This is a genomic window from Urechidicola vernalis, from assembly GCF_031846385.1.
GTDB classification, from domain to species: Bacteria; Bacteroidota; Bacteroidia; order Flavobacteriales; family Flavobacteriaceae; genus Urechidicola; species Urechidicola vernalis.
Genome location: NZ_JAVRHV010000003.1, coordinates 312,587 through 338,841 on the forward strand (window position 1 = coordinate 312,587; position 26,255 = coordinate 338,841).

Annotated in this window: 25 protein-coding genes and 1 tRNA gene; 12 read left to right on the forward strand and 14 right to left on the reverse strand. The window is 32.8% G+C overall.

The features are described 5' to 3' along the window. Nucleotides 1-30: 30 nt before the first annotated feature. Nucleotides 31-849, reverse strand: a complete 819-nt coding sequence (gene pyrF / locus RM519_RS08530) for an orotidine-5'-phosphate decarboxylase (RefSeq protein WP_311593282.1) — start codon at nt 847-849, stop codon at nt 31-33. A gap of 211 nt (nt 850-1,060) precedes the next feature. Between pyrF and tpiA the strand changes: the two genes are divergently transcribed. The 5 genes from tpiA to RM519_RS08555 all read left to right on the forward strand — a co-directional run bounded on the left by tpiA (nt 1,061) and on the right by RM519_RS08555 (nt 6,185). Continuing rightward, complete coding sequence (tpiA, locus tag RM519_RS08535) at nt 1,061-1,819, forward strand: triose-phosphate isomerase (RefSeq protein WP_311593283.1); 759 nt, start codon at nt 1,061-1,063, stop codon at nt 1,817-1,819. 62 nt (nt 1,820-1,881) lie between these two features. Further along, the gene (gene prmA, locus RM519_RS08540; protein WP_432280181.1) at nt 1,882-2,715 is read left to right on the forward strand and encodes a 50S ribosomal protein L11 methyltransferase; all 834 of its coding nucleotides are present in this window, start codon (nt 1,882-1,884) and stop codon (nt 2,713-2,715) included. A gap of 1 nt (nt 2,716) precedes the next feature. Beyond that, entirely contained in the window at nt 2,717-2,992 is a 276-nt protein-coding gene (locus tag RM519_RS08545; RefSeq protein WP_311593284.1) for an ATP-dependent Clp protease adaptor ClpS, read from the forward strand. Nucleotides 2,993-3,098: 106 nt separating this feature from the next. After that, the gene (locus RM519_RS08550) at nt 3,099-4,643 is read left to right on the forward strand and encodes a M28 family metallopeptidase (RefSeq protein ID WP_311593285.1); all 1,545 of its coding nucleotides are present in this window, start codon (nt 3,099-3,101) and stop codon (nt 4,641-4,643) included. Nucleotides 4,644-4,670: 27 nt separating this feature from the next. Continuing rightward, nucleotides 4,671-6,185 carry a M28 family peptidase gene (locus tag RM519_RS08555; RefSeq protein ID WP_311593286.1) on the forward strand — a complete coding sequence of 505 codons (1,515 nt, stop codon included), beginning with the start codon at nt 4,671-4,673 and terminating at the stop codon, nt 6,183-6,185. Nucleotides 6,186-6,653: 468 nt separating this feature from the next. Here RM519_RS08555 and RM519_RS08560 read toward each other — a convergent pair. The 6 genes from RM519_RS08560 to RM519_RS08585 all read right to left on the reverse strand — a co-directional run bounded on the left by RM519_RS08560 (nt 6,654) and on the right by RM519_RS08585 (nt 10,830). Then, a tRNA-Arg gene (locus RM519_RS08560) sits at nt 6,654-6,727 on the reverse strand. Nucleotides 6,728-6,763: 36 nt separating this feature from the next. Continuing rightward, on the reverse strand, nt 6,764-6,913 hold the full coding sequence (locus tag RM519_RS08565) for an SsrA-binding protein (RefSeq protein WP_311593287.1): 150 nt from the start codon (nt 6,911-6,913) through the stop codon (nt 6,764-6,766). Nucleotides 6,914-6,940: 27 nt separating this feature from the next. Continuing rightward, a complete protein-coding gene (locus RM519_RS08570) occupies nt 6,941-7,726 on the reverse strand; it encodes a TlpA family protein disulfide reductase (protein WP_311593288.1) in 786 nt (261 codons plus the stop codon). A gap of 22 nt (nt 7,727-7,748) precedes the next feature. After that, nucleotides 7,749-8,759: a carboxypeptidase-like regulatory domain-containing protein gene (locus RM519_RS08575; RefSeq protein ID WP_311593289.1), complete on the reverse strand. Its 1,011-nt coding sequence runs from the start codon at nt 8,757-8,759 to the stop codon at nt 7,749-7,751. A 21-nt stretch (nt 8,760-8,780) separates the two neighbouring features. After that, nucleotides 8,781-10,469: a M56 family metallopeptidase gene (locus RM519_RS08580; RefSeq protein WP_311593290.1), complete on the reverse strand. Its 1,689-nt coding sequence runs from the start codon at nt 10,467-10,469 to the stop codon at nt 8,781-8,783. 4 nt (nt 10,470-10,473) lie between these two features. Then, a complete protein-coding gene (locus RM519_RS08585) occupies nt 10,474-10,830 on the reverse strand; it encodes a BlaI/MecI/CopY family transcriptional regulator (RefSeq protein WP_311593291.1) in 357 nt (118 codons plus the stop codon). 155 nt (nt 10,831-10,985) lie between these two features. Here RM519_RS08585 and RM519_RS08590 point away from each other — a divergent pair, with 155 nt between their 5' ends. Further along, the gene (locus RM519_RS08590) at nt 10,986-11,921 is read left to right on the forward strand and encodes a calcium/sodium antiporter (protein ID WP_311593292.1); all 936 of its coding nucleotides are present in this window, start codon (nt 10,986-10,988) and stop codon (nt 11,919-11,921) included. Nucleotides 11,922-12,002: 81 nt separating this feature from the next. Here the strand turns inward: RM519_RS08590 and RM519_RS08595 are convergent, their stop codons facing one another. After that, nucleotides 12,003-13,016, reverse strand: a complete 1,014-nt coding sequence (locus RM519_RS08595) for a glutamine synthetase beta-grasp domain-containing protein (RefSeq protein WP_311593293.1) — start codon at nt 13,014-13,016, stop codon at nt 12,003-12,005. A gap of 202 nt (nt 13,017-13,218) precedes the next feature. On the opposite strand from RM519_RS08595, the gene RM519_RS08600 reads away from it, so the two are divergent. From RM519_RS08600 to prfA, 5 genes are all read left to right on the forward strand, one after another. Beyond that, nucleotides 13,219-15,405, forward strand: coding sequence for a glutamine synthetase III family protein (locus tag RM519_RS08600; protein WP_311593295.1), 2,187 nt, complete (start codon nt 13,219-13,221; stop codon nt 15,403-15,405). A 53-nt stretch (nt 15,406-15,458) separates the two neighbouring features. Next, the gene (locus tag RM519_RS08605; protein ID WP_311593296.1) at nt 15,459-16,742 is read left to right on the forward strand and encodes an amidohydrolase; all 1,284 of its coding nucleotides are present in this window, start codon (nt 15,459-15,461) and stop codon (nt 16,740-16,742) included. A 59-nt stretch (nt 16,743-16,801) separates the two neighbouring features. Next, complete coding sequence (locus tag RM519_RS08610) at nt 16,802-17,983, forward strand: AIR synthase related protein (RefSeq protein WP_311593297.1); 1,182 nt, start codon at nt 16,802-16,804, stop codon at nt 17,981-17,983. A 21-nt stretch (nt 17,984-18,004) separates the two neighbouring features. Continuing rightward, entirely contained in the window at nt 18,005-19,024 is a 1,020-nt protein-coding gene (locus RM519_RS08615) for a DUF3078 domain-containing protein (protein WP_311593298.1), read from the forward strand. Between the two features lie 96 nt (nt 19,025-19,120). Continuing rightward, nucleotides 19,121-20,197, forward strand: coding sequence for a peptide chain release factor 1 (gene prfA, locus RM519_RS08620; protein WP_311593299.1), 1,077 nt, complete (start codon nt 19,121-19,123; stop codon nt 20,195-20,197). Between the two features lie 74 nt (nt 20,198-20,271). Here prfA and RM519_RS08625 read toward each other — a convergent pair whose 3' ends face one another. The 6 genes from RM519_RS08625 to RM519_RS08650 form a co-directional block, all read right to left on the reverse strand. After that, nucleotides 20,272-21,018, reverse strand: a complete 747-nt coding sequence (locus RM519_RS08625) for an MBL fold metallo-hydrolase (protein ID WP_311593300.1) — start codon at nt 21,016-21,018, stop codon at nt 20,272-20,274. Nucleotides 21,019-21,104: 86 nt separating this feature from the next. Beyond that, on the reverse strand, nt 21,105-21,449 hold the full coding sequence (gene rplT / locus RM519_RS08630; protein WP_311593301.1) for a 50S ribosomal protein L20: 345 nt from the start codon (nt 21,447-21,449) through the stop codon (nt 21,105-21,107). Between the two features lie 89 nt (nt 21,450-21,538). Next, the gene (gene rpmI, locus RM519_RS08635) at nt 21,539-21,736 is read right to left on the reverse strand and encodes a 50S ribosomal protein L35 (RefSeq protein WP_311593302.1); all 198 of its coding nucleotides are present in this window, start codon (nt 21,734-21,736) and stop codon (nt 21,539-21,541) included. A 59-nt stretch (nt 21,737-21,795) separates the two neighbouring features. Next, on the reverse strand, nt 21,796-22,311 hold the full coding sequence (infC, locus tag RM519_RS08640) for a translation initiation factor IF-3 (protein ID WP_311593310.1): 516 nt from the start codon (nt 22,309-22,311) through the stop codon (nt 21,796-21,798). A 66-nt stretch (nt 22,312-22,377) separates the two neighbouring features. Beyond that, nucleotides 22,378-24,318 carry a threonine--tRNA ligase gene (gene thrS, locus RM519_RS08645; protein WP_311593303.1) on the reverse strand — a complete coding sequence of 647 codons (1,941 nt, stop codon included), beginning with the start codon at nt 24,316-24,318 and terminating at the stop codon, nt 22,378-22,380. 78 nt (nt 24,319-24,396) lie between these two features. Next, complete coding sequence (locus RM519_RS08650) at nt 24,397-24,987, reverse strand: DUF4202 domain-containing protein (protein WP_311593304.1); 591 nt, start codon at nt 24,985-24,987, stop codon at nt 24,397-24,399. Nucleotides 24,988-25,078: 91 nt separating this feature from the next. On the opposite strand from RM519_RS08650, the gene cobA reads away from it, so the two are divergent. Continuing rightward, nucleotides 25,079-25,837 (forward strand): uroporphyrinogen-III C-methyltransferase, encoded by a 759-nt coding sequence (gene cobA / locus RM519_RS08655; protein WP_311593305.1) that lies wholly within the window; start codon nt 25,079-25,081, stop codon nt 25,835-25,837. The last annotated feature ends 418 nt before the right edge of the window (nt 25,838-26,255 follow it).

The following is a 26,255-nucleotide window of genomic DNA, read 5'->3' on the forward strand; positions in this document are numbered from 1 at the left end:
ATAAAAAAGCCCAGCAATGCTGGGCTTTTCTTATTTAGATTCAAGAATTTCTTTCATTTCTTGTTGTAGTTCTAGGGCTTTTTCTTTGGCCGTCGTTGCAAAATTTTCATCATTGCCTGCATATATAATTCCTCTTGATGAGTTGATTAGTAACCCAACATCATCATTCAATCCATATTTACATACGTCATGTAAGTTTCCACCTTGGGCACCAACACCCGGAACTAATAAAAAATGATTCGGTACAATATCTCTAATTCCTTTAAAGTACTCTGCTTTAGTTGCTCCAACCACAAACATTAACTGCTCGTTGTTTTTCCAAGTTAAAGAAGTTTTTAATACTTCTTTATACAATGTGTCTTTTTCGGTTTCTAATCCTTGAAAATCCAAGCCACCTTTGTTCGATGTTAAGGCTAGCATAATCGTAAACTTATTATTAAATGCTAAAAAAGGCTCAACAGAATCACTTCCCATATATGGGGCAACGGTAACAGAATCAAAGTCTAAATCTTCAAAAAATGCCTTTGCATACATAGTAGAGGTATTTCCAATATCTCCACGTTTTGCATCAGCAATGGTGAAAATTTCAGGGTAATTCTCGTTTAAGTAGTCAATCGTTTTTTCTAATGATTTCCATCCTTTCAAACCGTAGGCTTCGTAAAAAGCTGTGTTGGGTTTATAAGCCACTGCTAATTGATGTGTGGCATCAATAATTTGCTTGTTAAATTCGAAAATTGGATCTTCTAATTCTAGTAAATGAGTTGGAATTTTGGTTAAATCAACATCCAATCCTATACATAAAAAAGATTGCTTTTGCTTAATTTGCTCAACGAGCTCTAGTCTTGTCATTTCGAGATAAAAAAAAGGTTGTGCAAAGTTACTAATTAAATATGGTTGATTTGTTATTAACTTCAGAATGAAAGGGCTGGTTTTTTTCTGATTTACTAATAATGATTAGAACTAGTGTGAAATAGGGGTGTAGGAATTTTTTTATCAATATCTTTGCATTTCATTTAAAAATGAACAAAACAACCAACACAATTAATTAAAGAAGATTAAGATGAGATCAAAAATAGTAGCAGGAAACTGGAAAATGAATAAAACTTTAAATGAGTCTAAGGAATTAGCAAATGAGTTAAAAACAGTAGTTAGTGGATTGACTTTGGAAAATACAAGAGTTATTGTAGCGCCTACATTTGTTAATTTAACTGGAGTTAGCGAAACTGTTGAAGGTTCTGTTATTGAAGTTGCAGCTCAAAATATGCATCAAGCAGAATCTGGAGCTTACACTGGAGAGATTTCTGGAGAAATGTTAAAAGGGATTGGGTTGAACTCTGTAATTCTTGGTCATTCTGAGCGTAGAGCTTATTTTGGTGAAGATGATGCGTTACTTGCGAGTAAAGTTGATGCTGCTTTAAAGAATAATTTGGAAGTTATTTTTTGTTTTGGAGAGGAGTTAGAAGACAGAAAATCTGGCAATCATTTTAATGTAGTAGGAAGTCAAGTTAAAAATGGCTTGTTTCATTTAGAAGCTTCGGCTTGGAAAAATATTGTATTGGCTTATGAGCCAGTTTGGGCTATTGGAACTGGTGAAACTGCTAGTGCAGAGCAAGCACAAGAAATGCACGCATTTATTAGAAGTATTGTAGAGAAACAATACGATAGTGGTATTGCTGATAGTGTTTCTATTTTATACGGAGGAAGTGTAAAGCCTGCAAATGCAGAAGAGATTTTCTCAAAGCCAGATGTGGATGGAGGATTAATAGGCGGTGCGGCTTTAAAGTCTGAAGATTTTGGAGCAATCATCAAGGCAATTTAAAACAATAAAAATCCACTCAATTGCAGTTTTTACAATTGAGTGGTGTTTATAAAAAAATAAGAATGGTTTATATTTCGTACAACTTTAAAGTAGAGCCTAAGGAGCCTGCATCGGAGATATTAATTGCCGAATTGGGTTATGCTGGTTTTGAAAGTTTTGTGGATACCGAAGTTGGATTTCAGGCTTTTATTCAAAAGGAAGAATGGAATGAACATATTTTAGATGCCATTTTTGTTTTAAATAATGACGAATTCAAGATTTCTTATGAAATAGAAGAAATTGCTCAAGCGAACTGGAATAGTGAGTGGGAGAAAAATTTTGAGGCGATTCAGGTAGATGGAATTGTAAGTATAAGAGCTCCTTTTCATGAAGATCCAAAACTGCAATACGATATTGTAATAGAGCCAAAAATGAGTTTTGGTACAGGACATCATGAAACGACCCATATGATGGTTCAGCATTTAAATGCTATGGATCTTACTGGGAAGAAAACGCTAGACATGGGTTGTGGAACAGGTATATTAGCCATTTTTGCAGAGATGAAAGGTGCCCAGCCAATAGACGCAATTGATATAGATAATTGGTGTTATTTAAATTCGATAGAAAACGTAGATCGGAATAATGCCAAACATATTACTATTTGGGAAGGTGATGCCGAAGTATTGCGAAAGCGAAAAGAAGTGTATGATGTTATCATTGCAAACATCAACAGAAATATTCTTATGAGCGACATGGATACATATGTGGGGTGTTTAGAACAAAGTGGAACGTTATTGTTGAGTGGCTTTTATAAAGGGGATATTCCTGTAATTGAATCAGAAATTTCTAAATTTGATTTAAAAGTGGAAAAAGTAATTGAAAGAAATAATTGGGTAGCCTTAAAATGTAGACGATAATATGAGTTCGAAAGAAAAGATCCAAGAAGAAGTTGATGTTTTAGAGCAAGAAACACGTAAGTATGAAATTGTACTTCATAATGACGATGTAAACACCTTTGACTTTGTAATTGAATCCTTAATTTCAGTTTGCGAACATACTGCTGAACAAGCAGAACAGTGCACAATATTAGTTCACTACAAAGGTAAATGCACTGTTAAAACAGGTGAGTATGATTTCCTTAAGCCTAGATGTACTAAATTACTTTCCTTAGGCTTATCTGCTGAAATCGTGTAGATTCCAACTTTTATTTAACATATTTTAACACTTTTTAACAAAGTGAAATCCTACATTTGCTCGAATGTGTTAAAACACATACTCTTAATTCAAATAAGACTACTACATGAAGAAAATTAGCACGCTGTCTGCCATGCTTTTAGCGGGGTTGACATTTGCTCAAACTGCAGAAAAAACAACTGAAATTGATACTGCGGTAAAGTACGCGAACACAATTACCATTGAAGATTTAAAAGAAGACTTAACCATTTTAGCTTCTGATGCTTTAGAAGGAAGAGAAACTGGAAAACGTGGTCAAAAAATGGCAGCCGCCTACATTAAAACTCATTTTGAGGAATTAGGTTTAGAAGGTCCAGCAGAAGCGGGAAATGGGTATTATCAAAATGTCCCATTAAAAACTTCGAAGCCTGGTGATATCTACATCAAATTTGGAGATACTCAAATTAAAAATCTTGAAGACTTTTTATATTATGGTCCTGCATATAATATTGAAGAATTAACGACTAATGTTGTTTTCGGAGGTGCTGGTTCTACAGAGGAGTTAAAAGGATTAGATATTAAAGGTAAAACGGTTTTAATTAATACTACCGATAGAAATACAAGACAATCAGCATTAGAGTATGTTCAGAAGAACGGAGGGAAAATGCTATTTGTAATCTATGCGAATAACGAAGAGGAGCATAGCGATTACTATAATAAATACAAAAATTATTTTGACAGAGAATCCATTGGTTTAGATAAAGGAGATGGTGCTGAAATTGCAGGAATTGTATTTATTAGTCCAGCACATGGGGCGGCTATGTTCGAAACTACTTTTGATAAACTTCAAAAGGCGATTGCTTCAAACAAAGGAGGGAAGAAAAATGCCTACAAGAAATTAAAGGAAAGTTCGATTTCTTATAAAATCGATTATGCTTCTAAAAAGATTATATCTGAAAATGTATTAGGTTATTTAGAAGGGACAGATTTAAAAGATGAATTGTTGGTGTTGACATCTCACTATGATCATGAAGGAATTAAAAATGGCGAAATTTATAATGGAGCCGATGATGACGGTTCAGGTACGGTTGCTGTAATGGATATTGCAGAAGCCTTTGCAAAAGCAAAAGCAGATGGAAATGGCCCAAGAAGAAGTATCTTGTTTATGACTGTAACTGCCGAAGAGAAAGGATTGCTAGGATCTGAGTATTATGCAGACAATCCAATTTTTCCATTAGAAAATACAGTTGCCGATTTAAATATAGATATGATTGGTAGGGTAGATGATAGAGATGAAATTGTTGGAAAGGAATATGTAAGTTTGGTAGGGTCAGATAAATTATCTTCAGAACTACATGAAATCAGCGAAAGAGCGAATAAAAAGTACACTGATTTATATTTAGACTATACGTATAATGATGAAGGACATCCAGAACGTATTTATTATCGTTCAGATCATTGGAATTTTGCTAAAAATGGAATTCCGGTAATTTTTTATACAACTGGATCTCATCCAGATTATCATAAACCAACGGATACAGTTGATAAAATTGAATTCGAATTGATGACCAAAAGAACAAAATTAGTTTTTTACACCGCTTGGGAAATAGCCAATAGAGATGGAAGATTGATTGTTGATAAAGGAGAGAAGGAAGATAAAGTAAGCAAATAATTAATAACAAATAATAAATAACACACCATGAAGAAAAGTATTGCATTATCGGCATTCTTACTAGCTGGTTTAGGTTTTGTTCAAGCTCAAGAACAAGATCCAGTTCAAGTAAAATATGCTGAAACAATTACAGTAGATGATTTAAAAGGACATTTAACAATTTTGGCATCTGATGCCTTAGAAGGTAGAGAAACAGGAGAAAGAGGTCAGAAAATGGCTGCCGCTTATATTAGAGCACATTTCCAAGAGATTGGTTTACAAGCACCAGTTAAAACAGCAGGTGGTATGAGTCATTATCAAGAGGTACCTTTAAAAACATCAACAGCAGGAAATATTTATTTAATTTCCGATGGTAATAAATTACAGAATGGAATGGATATTTATTATTCTGGATCTTCTTATAATTCTGATGAAACAAAAACTGAGGTTGTTTTTGGAGGAAATGGGTCAAAGGAAGCCTTAGCATCTATTGATGTTAAAGGTAAATCAGTTTTAATTTTAAATTCTGACAGAAGAGAAACTAGAGCGGCACAAACTTATGTTCAAGATAATGGAGGAACAATGCTTTTTGCAGTAAATGCTGAAAGTCAAGAAAAATTTGAAGAAGGAATTGCAAGGTATGCAAGATTTTTGAACAGAGGAAGAATCGGTTTGGATACAGGAGATGCTGCTAAAAGTGCAGGAACTTTTTATGTAAGCCCTAACGTAGCTGCTGCAACTTTTGGAAAATCTTTTGAAAAATTACAAAAGGCTAAATCAATTTCAAAAATTAAATCTGGAGAGTTAACATATAAGTTGGATTTTAAATCTAAAAAAGTAGATTCAGAAAATGTTTTAGGATTTTTAGAAGGATCTGATTTAAAAGATGAGGTGTTGGTAATTACTGCACACTACGATCACGAAGGTGTTAAAGATGGAAAAATCTACAATGGAGCTGATGATGATGGTTCAGGTACTACTGCTGTATTAGATATTGCTGAGGCATTTGCATTGGCAAAAGAAGCGGGTAATGGTCCAAGAAGAAGTATCTTGTTTATGACTGTAACGGCTGAAGAAAAGGGATTGTTAGGGTCTAAATACTACTCAGAAAATCCAATTTTTGCTTTAGAAAATACAGTGGCCAATATAAATATTGATATGATTGGTAGAAGAGGGTACGAGCACCTAGACGACGATAACTATATTTATGTTATTGGAGCAGACAGATTAAGTTCAGAATTACACGAGGTTAATGAAAAAGCAAATTCTACCTATGTAAAAATGGATTTAGATTATACGTATAATGATCCAAACGATAAGAATAGATTTTATTATAGATCTGATCACTATAACTTTGCAAAGCACAATATTCCAATTGTATTTTATTTTAATGGTGTACACGACGATTATCACAAGCATACTGATACAGTTGAAAAAATTGAGTTTGAATTAATGGCAAAGAGAGCAAAATTGGCATTTCACACAGCATGGGAAATAGCAAATAGAGATGGTCGTTTAATTGTAGACAAAGGGCCTAAAGCTGACGAAGCGTCAAGTAAATAATTCCTATTTGAAAATATTTTTAAAATCCTATTCTTAGTTGAATAGGATTTTTTTATTGAAATTTACTCGAGTTCTGTTAGTTTACTCTTTTTTAATAGACCAATAATTATATAGCATTCAAATGTTAAAATAGTATTAAACGCACCTTGCTAAACAATTTCGGAACGGTGTTTGCGTTTTCAATAATAACCAAGACGAATAAAATATGTGAATTGAAATTACATTTTATTAACCCTTTAATGCCCTAGAGATGATGAAGACTATAAATAGATTAGTTGATAGAAGTATGTTTGTTTTTGTTTGGTTAACAATAGCAACAATTTCAACGGTTTTGGCTGCTGTATTTGTTGTAGGATTGAAGACTTTACTGAAAATTTAATTGTTTCCGATAGTTTTTAGTAAAACTCCATATTATACTTATTTACTAAAAGAAAAGAGACTGCTTTTGCAGTCTCTTTTTATTATTTGTGACCTCGATAGGATTCAAACCTATAACCTTCTGAGCCGTAATCAGATGCGCTATTCAGTTGCGCCACGAGGCCGATTTTGAGTTTGCAAAGATACACTTTATTATATATTTACAAACTATTTTTTGTGACAAAATATCTCCATCCAATAATAGCTAACTGCCACTTTTTTGCATAGCTAGGATCTAATCCTTTTTTTGTAAAAGAAGGAAGTAAAATTTTATTAATTTTAGCTAGTGTTCTGAAAAGTTGTTTTTGCATTTGGTAAAAATACAAAAAGGGAAATTACTATTGTTTATCTAAAAGTTTTTGAATTTCAATGGCTAATTTATCCACTCCAGCTTCAGAATATCCTGTAGAGACATATTGGATAACTCCGTTTTGGTCTATTAAAAAGTTTTTAGGTATGGAGCCAGAAGCATATAAATCCCAAATTGCTTTATTAGAATCATACCCAACACTGAAGTTGATACCATCTTTAGCCAATTTCTTCATTTTTTTTACAACCTTTTCCTTGCTTTCTCCAATAGATATTGGAATAAACACAAATTCAGATTCTTTAAATGGATTCAAAATTTTATCTGGCATGTCATAAAACTCCATAATGCAAGGTGCACACCAAGTAGCCCAAAAATTAAGTAGTACAACTTTCCCTTTAAGTTCATTTAGTTCAATAGTCGTTTCGTCAATCATTTGCACGTTAAAATTCTTAGCAACGTCATTTATGTTTAATAGAAACTCTTGCACAGCTACCCTTTTAGGGTGAACTATTTTTTTCTTTGTTCTTTTCCGTTCTGCTTTTTCGAATTCTGTGAGTAATATCACGGTTACTATAAATTGTTTGTCACCAATTTTATCACCATGTAAATTATATAGTTCGTCTCTTTTCTTTTGACTAACTCCTTTGTTCATCGATTTAATGTCACCATTTTTAGAGTATGTTGAAACCTGTTCTTTCGAAACGATTTCATCGTTGATAATAATTACATAGTCGGGTCTTTTTGAAACCTTGGTTTGTGCAGAAATTGAAAATGTAATTGAAAGTGCTAAGAATAGATATAATATTTTAGACATTATCTTTAAGAAGTATTAGAAGTTAATTTAAATTAAAATTTAGAGGTAATTTAGTAGACATTCTTTTTTGTCCGAAGACACCACTAAAAATTAATGCGTTTGCTGGAGAATGATTTCCTGTTTGGTCAATATAAAATGTATTTTGATCCTCTCTAAAAACCTTTATGTTTGAGAATTCTTTTTCTTTATATGTTACACCTATATTTTGTGTATTAAAAGAAACTTTCACGAACAAATTCTCTTGTTCAGAAATTTCGAAATATTTATAGGGATCTACTTGGGCGTGATTACGATAGAAAATATAGTCATTTTCGGTTAAACTTCGATTTACTAATGCTCTCATAAAATGTAGTAAAGAACCAGAATAAGTTTGATTTCTATTTTTTAAAACTGATTTTTTTGTTTTCTCATTCAATTCATTATAAAAACTGGTTCCAATATAATAGACGCTTTGCGGTATTACAGAACCGAAAATATGATCCGAAAACTCTATTTCAAAATCCATTAAACTATAATAAATTTCATAGCCTAAATACTTGTTAATTATTTTAATCGGTTTATTAGAGTGGGCAGTTAAAGTATTCTCTGAAGAATTGTGAATTAATACGATGTCTTTTTCATTTTCTATTTTACAACGCGAAGCGGCATAATCATTTCCTAAAAATTCACGTTTGAAAATATGCATCTTTTTTGATCTACTCCACAAATCAAATTGGAGTTCAATCTCTTTTAATGAATTGGTTGAAGGAGTAAGAGAAATGGACATTTTATCCTCGAGTTCTACTGGTTTTAAGACTCTAGTTTCAAAACCAATAAAACTAATTATAACATTTGCGTTGTAAATGTTATTTAACTCTATATTCAGTTGAAAATAGCCTTCGAAATCTGAAGTAGTTCCAATAGAGGTGCCATCTAAATAAATAGTGGCACCTACTAAAGGTTCTTTTGTTTTTATATCTAATATATGTCCAGATATATTTTGCGCACCTATCGTCTGGCAAAAGAACAGAAATAATAAAATTGATTTCTTCAAAGAATTTTTCTTTAAATATATCTATTTCTTCTTAGTCGTAATTTCAATCACGCCATTTTTAGCCTTATCTCCATATTTTTTCTCAGCAGATTCTCCTTTTAATACATTCATGCTTTCAATGTTATTTGGATCTAAATCTTCCATAGATTTATAAGGCATTTCTTTTCCGTCTACAATTATTAAAGGTTTCTCATCACTATCGGTTAATTTAATTTGTACGTCACTTTTACCATCGGTGTCTTCTCTTATGAATATTGCTCCTCCAGATTCACCTTCCGTTTTTATTTCAATTACTTCGTGTTTTTCTTTATCTCCTTCTTTCGTAACCCAAACGTTATTATCGCTCTTAATTTCAATGACTTTGTGCTCACCGTCATCAGTGATAATCTCAACAGTTTTCTCGCCTTCTTTCGTAACCCAAACATTTTTACCTTTCTTTATCTCTATAACTTGTGGCGTTTCTCCATTTGTTTTTATTTCTTTAATAATATGTTCTTCGTGTTCACCATCATTGGTTTTAATAACAATTACATTTTCTCCTTTTTCATGTAAATGACGATGTTCTTTAGTGTTCCCTATAGAAAGGTTTTTCCCTCCTTTTTCAAAACTTATTTTAATAGTGTTTATCGGTTCATCAGAACTTGTAGAAAAATTAGCACTCGAATGATTAGAACTTAAATCAATTTTAATTCCAGTTATTTCACCATCACTATTTCTCTTAATACTTTTAAATTTTGCAGTTATTCCTTTTTCAGAAAATAGAGTTGTCAATTTATCAAAATCCTTAGTTTCTTTCGTAATCAAATACGCTTCAATATTTTCATGAACTTCCTTTCCTTTTATTTCTTTTACCGTTGGTTTTTGAGCTACAACTTTTGTTTGGAACGTAAATACGAATGCTGTTAATAGTGGTAATATTAAAGCAAACTTCCATTGGTTTTTATTTTGAGATTTGTTTTTGTGTAACATAATTATTCTTTTTTTGATTAATGAATTATAAAAGTTATTAGCTAATACCAGTTGATTGGTATTTGTACTTGATTTAAGTAATAGTTTTTGATATGATCTTTTGCAGGTTAATTGTTCTTGCGATACAGAATCTGCTATAAACTCTAAATTTTGTTGTAAATCTTTTTTGTAAAACCAGGAAAACGGATTGAACCAAAACGTGATCGTCATGACTTGTGATAAAAGCACATCGAAAGAATGCCACTGATAAGCATGTACCTTTTCATGGGTTAATATTTGTGTTAACTCCTCTTGTTTAAAAAGAGTTGGGTTGTAAACGATATATTGAAAAAATGAAAATGGAGAAATCGCTGCATCCGTCTCAATGATTTTAAAACCTTCAATATTTTTGGAGTTTCCTACGACAATAAATCTTAAAAGAGAACTCAAGGAAATGAGTAATTTAATTGAAATTAGCAGTACACCAGTTAAATAAATAAATTGAAATAACTGTAGCCAATCAAATGATTCTTTTACGGCAGTTGGTGCTGTTGAGGTGACATTGTCTAATATAAAGGGTAAGGTCGTTATTTGTTGTTCGGTATAAATCGGAACAACAATTAACGGAATACAAATAGAAGAGATGATACCAACAATTAGAAAAATTCGATTCGATTGAAAAAAAGTTTCTCGCTCTAGTAATAGTTTGTATACAATATAGAATATAGCGAGTATAGCCGATGCTTTTATAAAATAGTCCATCCTTTTATTTATTGCTTTCTATTAGTTTAATAATTTCCTTTAATTCTTCTATACTGATCTTTTCTTCTTTGGCAAAAAATGACACTACATTTTTATAAGAGTTTTCAAAATAATTATTGATGGTCTTATTCATAAAGCCTTTACGATATTCTTCCTTCGGAATTGCAGGATAGTATTGATGAGTTTTGCCGTAAGCAACATGCTTAACAAAACCTTTCTCTTCCATTTTTCTAATAGTTGTTGAAACAGTATTGTAATGAGGAGAACTTTGAAGTTCTTCTACAATTTCTTTTACAAATGCTCTCTCTAAATGCCAAAGGGCTTGCATTATCTCTTCTTCCTTGTTGGTTAGTTTTTCCATTTACACATTTAATATTGACTGAAACAAACGTATAACTATTTTTATAGTTATACAACTAATAAAATCGTTTTAACATAAAATTAAGTGAATTTGTTTTTGAAATTCTCTTAAGAAACACTTTCAAATTCAACTATATTTGTGCAAAACTTATTTTAATGAATCTATTGTTTATAGTACTTGGCTTGGCCTTATTAATAGTAGGAGGGAACTGGTTGCTAAAATCTGCTGTTGGATTTTCTTTACGATTAAATATTCCAAAAATTGTAATAGGAATGACTGTAGTTTCATTTGCAACATCCGCTCCAGAACTCATAGTAAGTTTAAAGTCGGCCTTAAATGGTTATGCCGATTTAGCCTTGGGAAATGTAATAGGTTCAAATATTGCAAACTTAGGTTTGGTACTTGGAATAACAGTTATTATATCAACTATTACAGTTCAAAAAAGTTTTTATAAAACAGATTGGCCTGTTATGATGATTGCATCTCTGCTCTTGTATTTCTTTATTATTTATGACGGAGAAATTCAAAAATTTGAAGGGCTAACCTTATTTCTTTTATTGATTGTGTTTTTGATTTATCTATTGCGATTTCAAAAAACTGCAGTTGTAGATGAAATGCCAGATGATGATATTGAGTTGCCCTTATATAAAAATGTGTTTTTTTTAGCAATAGGCGCTTTAGCGCTTTGGGGTGGTTCTGAACTATTAATAGAAGGAGCTGTTTTAATGGCTGTTGATTTAGGTGTTGGTGAAAGAATAATTGGAATTACAATAGTTTCTGTAGGAACTAGTATTCCGGAGTTAGCAGCCTCAGTAATTGCTGTCATAAAAAAGGAAAAAGCAATTTCCTTAGGTAATTTAATAGGCTCAAACGTATTTAATATATTGGCGGTTTTAGGAATTACATCAATGATTACTCCGATAAAAGTAGGGGATCAAGCGCTGTTAACCAACGATATTTATTGGATGCTAGGGTTTGCGATTTTAGTTTTTCCATTGGTGTTTTTTCCATCAAAATTGAAATTGGGTAAATTGGAAGGTTTCATTTTACTAGGGCTATATATTTTCTTTATTTATCAAACTATAAATTAATGCATAAAAAAAGAGCCTTCAATTGAAGGCTCTTTTAAATTATGAACATTGTGTTAAACAGATTTAACCAAAATAGTTAAATTATTTAATTGGTTTAACCGTTTTAATAATTCTCGCAGCAATTTTATATGGATCAGCATTTGAAGCAGGTCTTCTATCTTCTAGCCATCCTTTGTATCCTTTTTCTACAGCAATAATTGGAATACGAATAGATGCACCTCTATCAGAAACGCCCCAAGAGAAATCATTGATTGACGCGGTTTCATGTAAACCTGTCAATCGCTCATCATTATATTGTCCATAAACTGCAATATGCTCTTTTGTTACAGGTCTAAATGCCTCACAAATTTCAGCGTATTTTTCAGCAGATCCACACTCTCTCAATATTGAGTTAGAGAAGTTAGCATGCATTCCTGAACCATTCCAGTCTCCTTTAACTGGTTTTGGATGATATTCTATGTAATAGTGATGTTTTTCAGTTAAACGATCTAGTAAGTATCTTGCAATCCAAATTTCATCTCCTGCTTTCTTAGCACCTTTTGCAAATAATTGAAATTCCCATTGTCCAGCAGCAACCTCTTGGTTAATACCTTCAAAGTTCAATCCAGCTTCAATACATAAATCAGCATGTTCTTCAACTAAATCTCTACCCCAAGTGTTTTTACCACCAACAGAGCAGTAATACATACCTTGTGGTCCTGGATACCCTCCAATTGGGAACCCTAATGGCAATTGAGTTCTAGAATCCATTAAAAAGTATTCTTGTTCAAATCCAAACCAAAAATCGTTATCATCATCATCAATAGTAGCACGTCCGTTTGATTCGTGTGGAGTACCGTCAGCGTTGTAAACCTCAGTCATAACCAAATATCCGTTAATTCTAGCAGGATCAGGGTAAATTGCAACTGGTTTTAATAAACAATCAGAAGATCCACCTTCTGCTTGCTGTGTAGATGAACCGTCAAAAGACCAATCTCCTAATTCTTCAATTGTTCCTTGAAAATTTTCGTGTTCTTCAACTTTAGTTTTACTTCTAAGATTTTGAGTTGGCTTATAACCATCCAACCAAATGTACTCTAATTTTATTTTAGCCATAATTATATTTTGTTTAAATAGACAATTGAAAAATATTTCAGTGCAAATATAAAATATTTGACAAATACTCGTAAAAAATAGGGGTGATTTTAACATCTGTAATATTATTTTTATCAATACCCCATTTTTTAGGGGGTTAAATTTTTAAAACAATATTTTATAAAGTTTAAATCATTATCTTCGCAAAAAGATATTTTGAACTATGGCTACATTAAGATTTAACGCATTAAAGGAGGGGTTAAATAGAAAACCGATTAAGGTTGAGGAACTTAAAAGAAGGTCTGAAATTTTCGGTGACCATGTTTTTAGCAACCCAAAAATGCGACAATATTTATCTAGAGAAGCATATTCTAGTGTAATGGACGCTATTGATAAAGGAACTAAAATTGATCGAAAAATAGCAGGAGCAGTTGCAACGGGAATGAAAGAATGGGCCTTGTCTAAAGGAGCAACTCATTATACTCATTGGTTTCAACCTTTAACAGGATCTACAGCGGAAAAACATGATGCTTTTTTTGAAACTGTAGATTCTAATACCGCTATAGAAAGATTTGGAGGGAGTGAATTGGTGCAGCAAGAACCGGATGCTTCAAGTTTTCCTCATGGTGGGATTAGGAATACTTTTGAAGCAAGGGGATACACTGCATGGGATCCAACTTCTCCAGCTTTCGTTTATGGAACGACTTTATGTATCCCAACAGTTTTTGTTTCTTATACTGGAGAAGCATTAGATTATAAAACACCTTTATTAAGAGCATTAAGTGCAGTGGATCAAAATGCAACAGCAATTTGCAAGTATTTTGACAAAAATGTAAAAAAGGTACAATCGTCTTTAGGATGGGAACAGGAGTATTTTTTAATTGACAGTTCTTTAGCGGTAGCTAGGCCAGATATTATGTTAACTGGTAGAACCCTTTTAGGGCATTCTTCTGCAAAAGGACAACAGTTAGACGATCATTATTTTGGTACAATACCTAGTAGGGCAATGGCCTTTATGCGCGAATTAGAAAAGGAATGTATTTTATTAGGAATCCCTGTAAAGACACGTCATAATGAGGTGGCTCCAAATCAGTTTGAATTGGCACCTATTTATGAGGAGTCAAACTTGGCGGTAGATCATAATTCACTATTGATGGACATAATGCCTAAAATTGCCAAGCGTCATAATTTTAAAGTGTTATTTCATGAAAAACCTTTTGCAAATGTAAATGGCTCTGGTAAGCATAACAACTGGTCTTTGTCTACAGATTCTGGCGTTAATTTGCTAAGTCCTGGTAAAACTCCAATGAGTAACTTACAGTTTTTAACTTTCTTTATAAATACAATTAAAGCGGTATATGATAATGAAGAATTAATGCGTGCAACAATTGCAAGTGCGGGTAATGATCATAGATTAGGGGCAAATGAAGCCCCGCCAGCAATTATTTCCGTATTTATTGGAGAGCAACTAACGCAAGTTTTAAAAGAGTTGGAAAAAGTTACTAAGGGAAAATTGTCTCCTGAAGAGAAAACAGATTTAAAATTAAATGTAGTAGGTAAAATACCAGAAATTTTATTAGATAATACAGATAGAAATAGGACATCACCATTTGCATTTACAGGGAACAAATTTGAATTTAGAGGTGTTGGTTCAATGGCCAATTGCGCAAATCCTATGACGGTTTTAAATACCATCGTTGCAAAACAATTGAAAGAATTTAAAAAGGAAGTAGATGTCTTGATTGATAAAAAAGACATGAAAAAAGACGATGCTATTTTTAATGTAATTAGAGAATATATCAAAGCTTCAAAAAATATTTTATTTGAAGGAAATGGTTATGGTGCAAAATGGGAAAAAGAAGCAAAGAAAAGAGGACTGAGTAATAATAAATCGACTCCGGAAGCTTTAAAAGCAAAAATTACGGAGAAGAATATCCGCATTTTTGAAGAAGTAGAAGTGATGAACGCTGTTGAAATAAAAGCCAGATATGATATAGAAATTGAAGATTACACAAAGAGAATTCAGATTGAGGGGCGTGTTTTAGGAGATGTAGCTAGAAATCATGTGGTGCCGACAGCAATTAAATATCAGAATACATTGATAAAAAATGTGACTGGTTTAAAGGAAATTTTCGGAGCAGATTTTAAAAATCATGCAAGGGAACAATTGAAATTAATTGAGGCTATTTCTGTGCATATTGAAGGAATTAATTCTCAAGTTGATTTAATGATTGAAGAACGTAAAAAAGCGAATAAACTCAATGATGCGGAGAAAAAAGCGGACATATATAGTAAAAAGGTAAAACCGTATTTTGAAGCAATTCGTATGCATTGTGATAAGTTAGAGCTAATGATAGATGATGAGGTTTGGCCCTTAATTAAATATAGAGAGTTACTATTTACTAGATAATTTAAAAATCCTGTCATTCGACAGGATTTCGTATTTTTAAGAAAAATGTATTAATGAAGCATATCAAACTTATTATTTGTCTATTAGTTTTCAATGTAGCCCTTGGGCAAAAATCACTTGATCAATTAGTTAATGAAGTGGATCCAAAAGTAATCGAGTTAAGACGAGACTTTCATCAATTTCCTGAATTGTCAAATAGAGAATTTAAAACATCTCAGAAAATCGCTTCATATTTGGAAGGGTTAGGAATTAAAGTAATCACAAATGTAGCGCATACCGGAGTTATCGGGATTTTAGAAGGAGATGGAGAAGGACCTGTTGTTGCATTGAGAGCAGATATGGATGCTTTGCCGGTAACGGAACGTGTTGACTTACCATTTGCGTCAAAAGAAATAAGTGAGTACAATGGGGTTTCATCTGGAGTAATGCATGCCTGTGGACATGATACCCATGTGGCAATGCTTTTAGGTGCGGCAGAAATTCTTTCAAAAATGAAGGCTGATTTAAAAGGAACCGTAAAATTCATATTTCAACCTGCGGAAGAAGGAGTGCCACCAGGTGAAGAAGGAGGAGCAAAACTTATGGTTGAAGTAGGGGCGTTGAAAAATCCAGATGTAGATGTAATTTTTGGAATCCATATTGACGCTTTTATAGAAGTAGGAAAAATAGGGTATAAGCCTGGAGGAATAATGGCAGAAGCGCAACGATTTGAAATTGAAGTTCAAGGAAAGCAATCTCATGGAGCAAGCCCATGGTCCGGAGTAGATCCAATAGTTATATCTGCTCAAATTATTAACGGACTTCAAACCATCATTAGCAGGGATACTGAATTAACGAAAGAGGCGGCGGTAATTACTGTTGGAATGATTCAAGGTGGTTTAAGATATAATATAATTCCAGAAAATGTAAAAATGATAGGTACTATAAGGACGTTAGATGAAGAGATGAAACTGAAAATTAATTCATTAATGGAAAAACGGGTCAAATCAATAAGTCAAGCTTTTGGAGGAGATGCAACAATAGAATTTAGTACTACAGCGCCATTAACTTATAATCATTTAGAATTAACATCATATGCGGTTCCGGTATTAAATGAAAATATTGGCGATGAAAATGTGATGATTATTGATGCCATTACGGGAGCTGAAGATTTTTCTTATTTTCAGAAAGAAGTTCCTGGGTTTTATTTTTTTGTTGGTGGTCGGAATCCAAATGTTGAAATTGATAAGATTGCAGATCATCATACACCAGATTTTTATATTGATGAAGCAGGTATGAAAACAGGTGTTCGGTCTTTTGTGTCGTTAACCTTAGATTATTTGAATAATGCCGAATAAATAGTTTGTTTTTCTGAATTGATGATTATTTTTGCACCACAACACAAGTTACAATAAATATGAGTTCAGAAATTAGTAAGAGGTATAGTCAAAGAGGTGTATCCGCTTCAAAAGAGGATGTACACAATGCGATTAAAAATGTAGATAAAGGATTATTTCCTCAGGCTTTCTGTAAAATTGTTCCAGATTACCTTACTAACGATAGTGATTATTGTTTGATTATGCATGCTGATGGAGCAGGTACAAAATCTTCTTTGGCTTATATGTATTGGAAAGAAACAGGAGACATTTCTGTTTGGAAAGGGATTGCACAAGATGCCCTAATCATGAATATTGATGATTTATTATGTGTAGGTGCTACAGATAACATCATGTTGTCTTCAACTATTGGTAGAAATAAAAATCTAATTCCAGGAGAAGTTATTTCAGCAATTATTAATGGAACTGAAGAATTAATTTTTGATTTAAAATCTTTTGGAGTTGAAATTCATTCAACTGGAGGAGAAACAGCAGATGTTGGAGATTTAGTCAGAACTATAATTGTTGATTCTACGGTTACGGCTCGCATGAAACGTTCAGAAGTAATTGATAATGCAAACATAAAAGAGGGTGACATTATTGTAGGCCTAGAATCTTTTGGGCAAGCAAGTTATGAAACAGAATACAATGGTGGAATGGGAAGTAATGGATTAACTTCTGCCCGTCATGATGTGTTTGATAAATATTTAGCGGCAAAATATCCAGAAAGTTTTGATGCTGCTGTTCCTGAAGATTTAGTGTATTCAGGTAAAACGAAATTGACCGATGGGGTAGAAAATTCTCCAATAGATGCAGGTAAGCTAGTGTTGTCGCCAACAAGAACTTATGCACCTATTATAAAAACTATTCTAGAGAAATATAATTCTGATGATCTGCATGGTATGGTTCACTGTAGCGGAGGTGCTCAGACTAAAATATTGCATTTTGTAAATAATCTTCACATTGTTAAAGACAATATGTTTGATGTTCCTCCACTATTTAAATTAATTCAAGAACAGTCAAGCACAGATTGGAAAGAAATGTACCAAGTGTTTAATTGTGGGCATAGAATGGAGTTATATGTAAATCCATCAATTGCAGAAGATATCATCGAAATTTCAAAGTCATACAATGTAGATGCAAAAGTAATTGGAAGGGTTGAAAAATCTTATTCAAAAAAATTAACAATAAAAAGTGAGTTTGGCACGTTTTTTTATGAGTAAATGAGAATCCTAAACCTTACGATGAAACAACTTTTTTTAATTCCATTATTCTTATTGTGTATTGTTGGCAATGCGCAAAAAGATTCCATTAAAGTTAAAGATATTGAAACCGACAGTATTTATACGATTGCCCTAAAAGACTTAGTTAAAGGTTTTGATGAAGATATTGTTGAGGAGTCCATTGCAACTTGGTTTCGGAAGAATAGATTGGGTCTAGATATAAGTGAGGTTGCATTTGTAAATTGGAATACAGGAGGTACCAATTCCGTATCAGGTTTGTTTAGTGGTGAGTTTGAGAGAAATTTTAAAAAAAGTTACACAGTTTGGAATAACCGTTTAGTGGCTAGGATAGGATTGAACAATCAAGCGGATAGAGGTCTAAGAAAAACAGATGATTCGTTCGAGTTTTATTCTACTTTTGGGTATAGAAAAGATACAATTTCAAATTGGTATTCTTCTGCGAACTTAAGTTTTAAAACGCAATTAGCTCCTGGATATTCTTATAACGGTGATGAAAGAAAATTGATATCAAACATAATGGCGCCAGCATATCTATTTGTTGGAGTTGGAACTATATACAGTCATGATTTGCATCGTTTTACTGCATATATCTCTCCTTTAACCTTAAAATCCACATTTGTTCTTGACCAAGAATTGGCCAATTTAGGTTCTTTTGGAGTAGATCCAGCTATTTATGACGAAGATGGTAATCTAATTAAAGAAGGAAAAAAAACAAGAGAAGAGGTTGGTATTCTGCTTTCAAGTACATTCGAAAGAGAAGTTTTTAGAAATGTAATGTTTCGAAATATTATGAGTTTCTATACTGATTACATAAATAATTTTGGAAATGTTGATATCGATTGGGAGTTGAACTTTGATTTTAAGGTAAACGATTTTATTCGTGCTGTTTTTGGATCACATATAAAATATGATGACGACGTTAAAATTACCGAAAAGATTGATGATGAAGAAGTTCAGGTGTCAGGTGCAAAAGTGCAATGGAAACAGTTGCTTGGTGTTGGTGTGGTCTATGATTTCTAGGGCTGTAGAATTATTCTTATCTTAGTTTCTTAAGACATAAGAATTTCGATTAACTCATTTATAATTCTTAAATTTGTCACTACAAAAAAGAAGACGATGCTAGATAAATTACAATTCGTAAAACAGCGATTTGATGAGGTTTCAGACCTTATTATTCAGCCAGATATTATCATGGACCAAAAGCGCTATGTGAAGCTCAATAAGGAGTATAAGGATTTGAGCAGTATGGTTGAAAAAATTAAGGAATATGAATCTTTGTTAGATAACATTGCGGAGGCTAAAGAAATCATATCTGATGGTTCTGATCCAGAAATGACCGAAATGGCGAAGATGGAAATGGATGAAGCGAATGAATCAATTCCAAAATTAGAAGAGGAGATTAAGTTTATGCTGATTCCTAAGGATCCGGAAGATGCTAAGAACGTAATTGTAGAGATTAGAGCGGGTACTGGAGGTGATGAGGCAAGTATTTTTGCAGGTGATTTATACAGAATGTATACTAAGTATTGTTCTGATAAAGGATGGTCTACCGAGGTAGAGAATATGAATGAAGGAACTTCCGGAGGGTTTAAAGAAATTATTTTCAGCGTAAACGGTCCTGATGTTTATGGAGAAATGAAATTTGAATCAGGAGTCCATCGTGTACAGCGTGTCCCACAAACAGAAACTCAAGGTCGTGTGCATACGAGTGCAGCAACTGTAATCGTATTGCCTGAGGCAGAAGAATTCGATATTGAATTAGATATGAAAGAAGTGCGAATTGAGCGTACTACTTCAACGGGACCTGGAGGGCAATCGGTGAATACGACGTATTCTGCAATTAAATTACATCACGAGCCAACTGGAATGATTGTAAGTTGTCAAGATCAAAAGTCATCTCATAAAAACTTAGAAAAAGCGATTAAAGTATTGCGCTCTCGTTTATACGAAATGGAATTGGCTAAGAAATTAGCAGCGGATTCTGCAAAGCGAAAAAGTATGGTTTCAAGTGGAGATAGATCCGCAAAGATTAGAACTTATAACTATCCACAAGGGCGTGTAACGGAGCATAGAATCGGATTAACCTTATATGATTTGCAAAATGTAATAAATGGAGATATTCATAAGATTATTGAAGAATTGAAGTTAGCTGAGAATACAGAGAAGTTGAAAGAATTAGGAGAAATGCTTTAATGCTCTTTTCGAAATATTAATAAAATACCCAAAACAATTGTTTTGGGTTTTTTAATTTCTTCAATTACCATCAATTATTTCTGATACCAATCTCTTAGTCTAACTTCTATTTGGTTGTTTTTAGAGTTTACGATTTCTTTAAATTTCTCTACATCAGAAAAATCTGGTTTACCTCTGAAATGAAATGGATACACAATTTTTGGTTGGAATTCAAGGACCGCATCGGCAGCTTGGTTGATATCCATTGTATACGGTAGATTCATACAAATAAATGCAATATCTATATCTCTTAGGTTTCTCATTTCGGGAATGTCTTCTGTATCTCCAGAAATATACATATTCTTGCCGGCCACGTTAATAATATATCCATTTCCTCGTCCTTTTGGGTGTCTAGAGTCTTCGGTTTCTGGTAGGTTATACATTGGGGTTGCAGTAATGTAGAAATCAAGACGGTGAACGCTTTGGTCATTGTTTAAGATAGTAAGTTTTGGTTTATATGCTTCCGGCAATTTATCAGCGACCGCTTGAGGTACAATGAACTGTGTCTTTTTTGTGTCCAGGCCATCTAGTGTTTTCTGATTTAGATGATCTCCATGAATGTCTGTAATTAGTATGATATCTGCATTCGGAAGGTTTTTAAATTTTTCTGAACCACCGTATGGATCGATATACATTGTTTTGTTATTAAATTGAATAGCCAATGTTCCATGTGTAATTGGATGAATGGTAATAGTTCCTTCGGATGTAGGAATATTATCTTGGGCACTTAAAGATGTGGTTACAAAAGTTAATGCAAGTAATGATAAGAAGTAATTTTTCATAATTAGAAATTTAAATATCCAAATATAAAACAAAAAGCCCTGAACTTTCGTTCAGGGCTTTCGTTATAAGCAAGTTATTCAACTATTTATTTTACTTTCTCAACAACTGCCTTAAATGCATCTGGGTGATTCATAGCTAAATCTGCAAGAACCTTACGATTCAATTCAATGTTATTAGCTTTTACTTTACCCATAAACTGAGAATAAGACATTCCATGTAAACGAGCACCAGCGTTAATACGTTGGATCCATAATGCACGGAAATTTCTTTTATTGTTTTTACGGTCACGGTATGCATACTGCATTCCTTTTTCAACCGCATTTTTTGCTACTGTATAAACGTTTTTTCTACGTCCAAAGTAACCTTTTGCTTGCTTCAATATCTTTTTTCTCTTAGCTCTTGAAGCAACTGAATTTACTGATCTTGGCATAATTCAATGTTTTTATTTTATAATGGGCGGCCTAAATATATTCTAGACTCTTATACGAGCACCATTACATGGTTAAAAATTCCTAACTTCTATTTCAAAGTTAATTGTTGTAAGATGTTACTCTTGTCAGATTTGTGTACCAAACCATCGTGAGTAAGTCTTAGCTTACGCTTTTTAGATTTTTTTGTCAAAATATGACTCTTAAAAGCATGCTTTCTTTTGATTTTTCCAGAACCAGTCAACTTAAAACGTTTCTTGGCACTAGATTTTGTTTTCATTTTAGGCATTTCTCTTCGTTTTTATCTTGCTTAATATCTTTATGCTGAAAGTTTTTCAGCATCCTTTTTTATTTTTTCTTAGGAGCGATGTACATAATCATACGCTTCCCTTCTAATTTTGGCATTTGTTCAACTTTACCATATTCTTCTAACTCTTGCGCTAGTTTTAATAGTAAAATTTGTCCTTGATCTTTATAAATAATAGATCTACCTTTAAAGAATACGAAAGCTTTTAATTTAGCACCGTCTTCTAAAAACTTAATTGCGTGTTTCTTTTTAAACTCGTAATCATGTTCATCAGTCTGAGGTCCAAAACGAATTTCTTTTACAACTACTTTAGTTGCTTTCGCTTTTTGAGCTTTCTCTCTTTTCTTTTGTTCGTATAAAAACTTTTTATAGTCAATAACTTTACATACAGGTGGAACTGCTTTTGGTGATATCTCTACCAAATCCAACTCTTGCTCTCTAGCAATAGCTTTCGCTTTTGCTAATGGGTAAACACCTATTTCAACATTGTCCCCTACTAGGCGGACTTCATCAACAAACTTAATGTTATCATTAATTCTGTGTTGATCTTCTTTGATGACTCTCCAAGGCTTTCTAGGTCCTCTTCTTCTACGTATTGCTATGGCTGTAAAATTTAAATTAAACTAAAATTGTTTTATTGTACTCTTTATTTCTTCTTGCATCAAAGATATAAAATCTTCGATAGTATATGTTCCTTTGTCTCCTTCGCCATGTTTTCTTACAGACACAGTTCCATTACCTTCTTCATTCTCACCAACAATAATCATGTAAGGAATCTTTTTCACTTCCGCATCTCTAATTTTTCTTCCCGTTTTTTCACTACGGTCGTCAATGAGGGCGCGAATTTCGGAATTTTCTAAGACATCTGAAACTTTTTCGGCATATTTTTGATATTTCTCACTGATTGGCAGGATAATAACTTGATCTGGAGTTAACCAAAGTGGGAAATTTCCTCCTGTATGTTCTAATAAAACTGCAATAAATCGTTCCATAGATCCAAAAGGAGCACGGTGAATCATTACAGGTCTGTGTTCTGCATTATCAGATCCTTTATAAGTAAGTTCAAATCGCTCTGGTAAGTTATAGTCAACTTGAATAGTACCAAGTTGCCAGCTTCTACCTAAAGCGTCTTTTACCATAAAATCTAGTTTGGGTCCGTAAAATGCTGCCTCTCCAGTTTCAACCACATAGTTTAAACCTTTTTCTTGGGCTGCATTTATAATGGCTTTTTCTGCTTTATCCCAATTTTCTGTGCTACCTATATACTTTTCTGGTTTCTCTGGGTCTCTTAAAGACACTTGAGCTGTAAAATCTTCAAAACCTAAAGAGCCAAAAACATACAATACTAAGTCAATAACTTCTTTAAATTCCTGATCTAATTGATCTGGAGTACAGAAAATGTGAGCGTCGTCTTGTGTAAAACAACGAACTCTTGTCATTCCGTGTAATTCACCGCTTTGTTCGTATCTATAAACTGTACCAAATTCGGCAAATCTTTTAGGTAATTCTTTGTATGAATATGGACGATGGTTATAGATTTCACAGTGATGTGGGCAGTTCATCGGTTTCAAAAGAAACTCTTCATCCATTTTTGGAGTTTTTATTGGCTGAAAACTGTCTTCTCCATATTTCTCGTAATGCCCAGATGTAACGTACAACTCTTTTTGACCAATATGTGGTGTAATAACCATTTCATACCCTGCCTTTTTTTGAGCTGTTTTTAAAAAGTCTTCTAACCTGTTTCTTAAAGCAGTTCCTTTAGGCAACCATAATGGTAATCCTTGTCCAACTTTTTGAGAGAAAGTAAAGAACTCTAATTCCTTACCAAGTTTTCTATGATCTCTTTGTTTAGCTAATTCTAATAATTCAAGATATTCAGTAAGTAATTTTTGTTTTGGAAAAGAAATTCCATAAATACGCGTTAACTGCGTGTTGTTTTCGTCACCTCTCCAATAAGCGCCTGCTGCACTCATAACTTTTACCGCTTTTATAATACCAGTATTTGGTATATGTCCTCCACGGCATAAATCCGTAAAATCTGCATGATCACAAAATGTAATATCTCCATCAGTTAAGTTTTCTATCAACTCAACTTTGTATTCATTATTCTCTTTTTTGTAAAAGTCTAAAGCGTCTGCTTTAGAAACTTCACGCAATTTAAACTGGTGTTTACCACGTGCAAATTCTAAAAATTTATCTTCAATTTTTTTGAAGTCTTTTTCAGAAATAGTTTCATCACCTAAATCTAAATCGTAATAGAACCCGCTATCAATTGCAGGTCCAATCGTTAGTTTAGCATTAGGATGAAAGAATAATATTGCTTGTGCTAAAACGTGGGCAGATGAATGCCAAAAGGCCTTTTTACCTTCGTCACTATCAAATGTAAATAAAACTAGATCGCCATCGGTTGTTAAAGGGGTCACGGTTTCAACGGTGTTTCCATTAAATTTCGCCGAAATTATATTTCGAGCTAACCCGCTACTTATACTCATCGCAACATCAAAAGGAGTGCTGCCATTTTCAAATTCTTTTACCGAACCATCTGGTAATGTAATTTTTATCATTTTTTTGTAAAATTAAGAATGCAAAGATATTGCAAAACTTATAGGTACACAATAAGATTTTAGATTCTTTAATTACCTTTATTTTTTTGAAGAAATTGCTTGTTTGATTAAATTTTCACTTCTTGCTGAAAATTTGAGTTTTAACGCTCTAACTTGGGCTTTATTAGACATTTTAACCCAAGTTTTTCGAAGTATTTCAATCATTTTTTCGTCGTTATACTTATTAGAGAATTGTTCAAAATAATATTCTAGAAAAACTAAGCAAACAACATCTTCAAGTAATTGAACTTCGGGGTTGGTTTTTAGCCCCTTTTTTTTTAATAAATCAGTTACCTTATTGATAGTATCCTCTTCGAATTCTAAGTCTTTAAGTATTATACTTGTTTTTTGTACATGAAATTTAGATAAATCCTTGCGCCATTTTAAATAACCTGTTCTATTCTGCTCGTATGTACTTCTTGGAATTTCCCATCTGCAAAGGTGTTGACAGCGCACAGTAAGTTGCATGATTTCACTGGGATTGGAATCATAACTAAGTAAGGTATCTGTCATTCTATTTGAATATAGAAGTTCTTTTGGGTAAATTTCACCTTTGGATTTAATCTTATTGGGGTCCAATGCGTTTAGTTTGTCAAATTCCTCTATTGCTTTTTGAAAATTTAAATCCATAAATATTATGATTTATGTAAAAGTATACAAAAATAAAATAAATACCCTACTAAATTACTAGGAATTAATATATTTGTGGAAAATTTCAATTATGAGTACGGTAACTTTGGTAGGGGCAGGTCCCGGTGATTTAGATTTGTTGACGATAAAAGGGATGAATGCAATAAAGGAAGCAGATGTTATATTATATGATGCATTGGTTAATGAGGAAATGTTGAAATATGCCAAACAAGGTGTAAAGTGTATATATGTTGGGAAGAAGTTTGGAAACCATAAATACTCTCAATTTGAAATAAATGATTTATTATTGGAGTGTTCGTTGTACTATAATAAAGTAGTTCGTTTAAAAGGCGGTGATTCTTTTGTTTTTGGTCGTGGTGCTGAGGAAATGACTTTTCTCGAGGAGTCAGGGTTAGAGGTAAAGGTGATTCCTGGAATCACAAGTGCTATTGCCGTTCCTGAATTGCAAGGTATTCCATTAACTAAGCGTAAGATTAGTGAGAGTTTTATGGTTGTAACAGGCGTGAATTCATCTGGTAAGATTTCGAATGACTTAATTTATGGTGCAAAGTCGAATACAACGTTAGTGATTTTAATGGGATTAAGAAAACTGTCTGAGATTATGGATCTAGTTTCTTTGTATAGGTCAAGTAATACGCCTTTTGCTATTATTCAAAATGGCTCCTTATTTAATGAACGATTTTACATTAATAAGATAGGTAATTATAATAAGGTGAAGAAAGAATTAGATTGTGAGTTTCCGGGTGTTATTGTTATAGGAGATGTTGTTGCTGAGCACCCTCAATTTTTATCAGAGGAAATACATAGAGTTTTAGAAAGATTTTCATAACTGTTTAATGTCATTTTTCTTGCTATTTAAAAGTGTTAGTTCTGTTTAAGATTTGATGTAAAAGCATAATGAGTTACGAATTAACTTGTTAGATGTTTTTGGTTGTTTGCCATTGGTTAAAATCTTGTAGATGGAATTGGTGGAATGACGCCTTTAGAGATGTTTTATTTAGTTTTTAGTTGAAATCGTTAATTTATATATATTATTTTCTTGAATTCATCAATTATAAGTAGTAGTGAATCAGTGCAGTATAAGTTATTTTGATTTTTATTCAAAAAAACCTTTAAAAAGCCTTGCTCAATTATAAAAGGGTCGTATATTTGCATCCGCTTTTGGGGCATAAGTTTTAGGAGCAAGTTCATTGAGATAGAGGTTTTATTCGGGGTAAGAAAAAAGATTAAAAAAAGTTTTAATTTTC

Coding starts and splice junctions, on each gene's coding strand:
- pyrF (WP_311593282.1), bottom strand. CDS start 849: ATGACAAGACTAGAGCTCGTTGAGCAAATTAAGCAAAAGCAATCTTTT.
- tpiA (WP_311593283.1), top strand. CDS start 1,061: ATGAGATCAAAAATAGTAGCAGGAAACTGGAAAATGAATAAAACTTTA.
- prmA (WP_432280181.1), top strand. CDS start 1,882: ATGGTTTATATTTCGTACAACTTTAAAGTAGAGCCTAAGGAGCCTGCA.
- RM519_RS08545 (WP_311593284.1), top strand. CDS start 2,717: ATGAGTTCGAAAGAAAAGATCCAAGAAGAAGTTGATGTTTTAGAGCAA.
- RM519_RS08550 (WP_311593285.1), top strand. CDS start 3,099: ATGAAGAAAATTAGCACGCTGTCTGCCATGCTTTTAGCGGGGTTGACA.
- RM519_RS08555 (WP_311593286.1), top strand. CDS start 4,671: ATGAAGAAAAGTATTGCATTATCGGCATTCTTACTAGCTGGTTTAGGT.
- RM519_RS08565 (WP_311593287.1), bottom strand. CDS start 6,913: ATGCAAAAACAACTTTTCAGAACACTAGCTAAAATTAATAAAATTTTA.
- RM519_RS08570 (WP_311593288.1), bottom strand. CDS start 7,726: ATGTCTAAAATATTATATCTATTCTTAGCACTTTCAATTACATTTTCA.
- RM519_RS08580 (WP_311593290.1), bottom strand. CDS start 10,469: ATGGACTATTTTATAAAAGCATCGGCTATACTCGCTATATTCTATATT.
- RM519_RS08585 (WP_311593291.1), bottom strand. CDS start 10,830: ATGGAAAAACTAACCAACAAGGAAGAAGAGATAATGCAAGCCCTTTGG.
- RM519_RS08590 (WP_311593292.1), top strand. CDS start 10,986: ATGAATCTATTGTTTATAGTACTTGGCTTGGCCTTATTAATAGTAGGA.
- RM519_RS08595 (WP_311593293.1), bottom strand. CDS start 13,016: ATGGCTAAAATAAAATTAGAGTACATTTGGTTGGATGGTTATAAGCCA.
- RM519_RS08600 (WP_311593295.1), top strand. CDS start 13,219: ATGGCTACATTAAGATTTAACGCATTAAAGGAGGGGTTAAATAGAAAA.
- RM519_RS08605 (WP_311593296.1), top strand. CDS start 15,459: ATGAAGCATATCAAACTTATTATTTGTCTATTAGTTTTCAATGTAGCC.
- RM519_RS08610 (WP_311593297.1), top strand. CDS start 16,802: ATGAGTTCAGAAATTAGTAAGAGGTATAGTCAAAGAGGTGTATCCGCT.
- RM519_RS08615 (WP_311593298.1), top strand. CDS start 18,005: ATGAAACAACTTTTTTTAATTCCATTATTCTTATTGTGTATTGTTGGC.
- prfA (WP_311593299.1), top strand. CDS start 19,121: ATGCTAGATAAATTACAATTCGTAAAACAGCGATTTGATGAGGTTTCA.
- RM519_RS08625 (WP_311593300.1), bottom strand. CDS start 21,018: ATGAAAAATTACTTCTTATCATTACTTGCATTAACTTTTGTAACCACA.
- rplT (WP_311593301.1), bottom strand. CDS start 21,449: ATGCCAAGATCAGTAAATTCAGTTGCTTCAAGAGCTAAGAGAAAAAAG.
- rpmI (WP_311593302.1), bottom strand. CDS start 21,736: ATGCCTAAAATGAAAACAAAATCTAGTGCCAAGAAACGTTTTAAGTTG.
- thrS (WP_311593303.1), bottom strand. CDS start 24,318: ATGATAAAAATTACATTACCAGATGGTTCGGTAAAAGAATTTGAAAAT.
- RM519_RS08650 (WP_311593304.1), bottom strand. CDS start 24,987: ATGGATTTAAATTTTCAAAAAGCAATAGAGGAATTTGACAAACTAAAC.
- cobA (WP_311593305.1), top strand. CDS start 25,079: ATGAGTACGGTAACTTTGGTAGGGGCAGGTCCCGGTGATTTAGATTTG.